Source organism: Streptomyces sp. NPDC005761, assembly GCF_040630635.1.
Classification (GTDB): Bacteria; Actinomycetota; Actinomycetes; order Streptomycetales; family Streptomycetaceae; genus Streptomyces.
In genome coordinates this window covers 1-2,759 of sequence record NZ_JBEXXX010000102.1, presented here as the reverse complement: position 1 = coordinate 2,759, position 2,759 = coordinate 1, and the positions used below count along the sequence as shown (strand labels likewise).

1 protein-coding gene is annotated in these 2,759 nt (G+C 69.7%); it reads left to right on the top strand.

What is annotated here, in order from left to right:
* Positions 1–72 precede the first annotated feature (72 nt).
* A partial coding sequence (locus ABZ434_RS36025; RefSeq protein ID WP_359146315.1) for a type I polyketide synthase occupies positions 73–2,759 on the top strand: 2,687 nt, incomplete at its 3' end.

Genomic DNA, 2,759 nt, shown 5'->3' with positions numbered 1-2,759 from the left:
TCGGCGCGGAGCGAGGCGGGTCTGTCGGCTCAGGCCGGGAAGCTGCTGGAGCAGCTGGGCGAGTCTGTCGCTGTGCTGGATGTGGGTTTTTCGTCGGTGGTGTCGCGGGCGGTGTTGGAGCATCGTGCGGTGGTTGCGGTCGGTGACCGTGAGGAGTTGGTGCGGGGCCTGACCGTGCTGGCCGAGGGTGGGGTTGCGGCTTCGGTGGTGCGGGGTTCGGTGCAGCCGGTGGGCAAGGTGGCGTTCTTGTTCACGGGGCAGGGTGCGCAGCGGTTGGGGATGGGCCGGGAGCTGTATGAGGCGTATCCGGTGTTCGCGGCGGCCTTTGATGCGGTGGTGGGGGAGCTGGATGGCCGGTTGGGTCGGTCGTTGCGTGAGGTGGTGTGGGGTGAGGACACCGGTCTGTTGAACGGGACGATGTTCGCCCAGGCGGGCCTGTTCGCGGTGGAGACGTCCCTGTTCCGGTTGGTGGAGTCGTGGGGGGTGCGTGCGGACTTCCTGGTGGGTCATTCGGTGGGTGAGATCGCGGCCGCGCATGTGTCCGGTGCGCTGTCCCTGAGTGATGCGGCTGAGTTGGTGGTGGCTCGTGGCCGGTTGATGCAGGCGTTGCCGGCTGGTGGGTCGATGGTGGCGGTGGAGGCGACGGAGGCTGAGGTTCTTCCGTTGCTGAATGGTGAGGTGGGGATCGCTGCGGTCAACGGGCCGCGGTCTGTGGTGGTGTCGGGTGCGGAGGGGGCGGTTGCTGATCTGGTGGGGAAGTTCGCCGGTCAGGGTCGCAGGACGAGTGCGTTGCGGGTGTCGCATGCGTTCCACTCGCCGTTGATGGAGCCGATGTTGGCGGAGTTCGGGGCGGCGGTGGCCGGGCTGTCGTTCGGTGCCCCGTCGGTTCCTGTGGTGTCGGGTGTGTCGGGGGATCTGGCGCAGGGGTGGGGTTCGGCCGGGTATTGGGTGCGGCATGTGCGTGAGGCGGTGCGGTTCGCGGATGCGGTGTCGTTTGTTGCTTCGCGTGGGGTGACGTCGTTCGTCGAGGTGGGTCCGGATGGTGTGCTGAGTGGGATGGCGCAGCAGTCGGTGGAGTCGGAGTCGGCGGTCTTCGTTCCGTTGGTGCGCAAGGGGCGCCCCGAGGTGGCGTCGGCCGTGATGGCGCTTGGGCAGCTGCACGTCACTGGCACCTCGGTCGACTGGGCCGGCTTCTTCGAGGGTTCGGGTGCCCGCCGCGTCGATCTGCCGACGTACGCCTTCCAGCACCAGAACTACTGGATCGTCGGCGAGCAACACGGCGCCGACCTCGAATCGATCGGGCAGGAGCCGGCCGGGCACCCCCTGCTGAGCGCGGTCGTCACCTCGCCGGACGCCGACAGCGTGATCCTGACAGGCCGACTGTCCACCGGGGCCCAGCTCTGGCTGGCCGATCACGCGGTCGGTGACGCAGCTCTTTTCCCCGGCACGGGTTTCGTGGAGCTGGCACTGCGGGCAGCGGACGAAGTCGGGTACGCCGGGCTCGAAGAGCTGACGCTTGAGTCGCCGCTCGTGCTTCCGGAGCATGGGGGCGTCGCCCTTCAGGTCGTCGTCGGCTCCTCCGACGACACCGGCCGGCGAACGGTCACCGTGTACTCGCGGGGCGAGACGGCGGGTCTGCCATGGGTGCGCCATGCAACTGGTTCGCTCGTCGCCACAGCTGAAGCACCCGGAGCCGCCGACGTGGCCTGGGTCGACGGGCAGTGGCCGCCGGCCGGTGCGGAGCCGGTTGATCTGGACGGGTTCTACGACGGCATGGCCGAGGAGGGTCTGCGTTACGGACCTGCCTTCCGCGGCCTGAGCGCGGCGTGGCGGACCGACGAGCACGTCTTCGCCGAGGTGGGGCTCCCCGAAGGGATCGAGCCCGGCACCTACGCCTTGCACCCTGCACTGTTCGATGCGGCGTTGCATGGGGTGGCGTTGTCGGGTGCGGTGGGTGAGGGTGCGGCGTTGCCGTTCGCGTGGTCGGGTGTGTCGTTGGGTGCGGTGGGTGCGTCGGTGGTGCGGGTCCGTGTGTCGGTGGTGGGTGAGGGCCGGGTGTCGGTGGTGCTGGCCGATGCCGGTGGCGGGGTCGTGGCGTCGGTGGGCTCGCTCGTGCTGCGTTCGGTGGAAGGGGAGAGGCGCGCGGCGGCCGAGTCCGGCGCGTGGGGTTCGCTGTTCGGGGTGGAGTGGCCGGAGGTCGCACTGCCGGACGCTGAGCTGGCGGTGGGGCGTTGGGCTGATGCTGTGGATGCGGCGGGCGACGTGCCGGATGTGGTGGTGTTCGAGTCGGTGCGTGCTGGTGGGGTGGGAATCGGCTCTGCGGATGGTGTGCGGGGTGCGGTGTGTGAGGTGTTGGGGGTGGTGCAGGAGTGGCTGGCTGATGAGCGGTTTGCTGATGCCCGGCTGGTGGTGCGGACAGCGGGCGCTGTCGGGTTGCCGGGTGAGGGGCCGGCGGACGTGGCGGGTGCTGCGGTGTGGGGTCTGGTGCGCTCGGCACAGTCGGAGAACCCGGGACGGATCGTCTTGCTGGACGGTGAGCTGGGCACACTCGCCGAGGCGGCGCGAGTGGTTGCCCTGGGTGAGTCGCAGGTGGTGGTGCGTGACGGCCGTGCGCATGTGGGCCGGTTGCAGCGCGTGGTGCCGTCCGGTGGTGCGGGGGCAGCGGTGGAGTTCGGTTCTGTGGGGACGGTGTTGTTGACGGGTGGTACGGGGACGTTGGGCCGGGTGTTCGCGCGTCATCTGGTGGTGGAGCGTGGGGT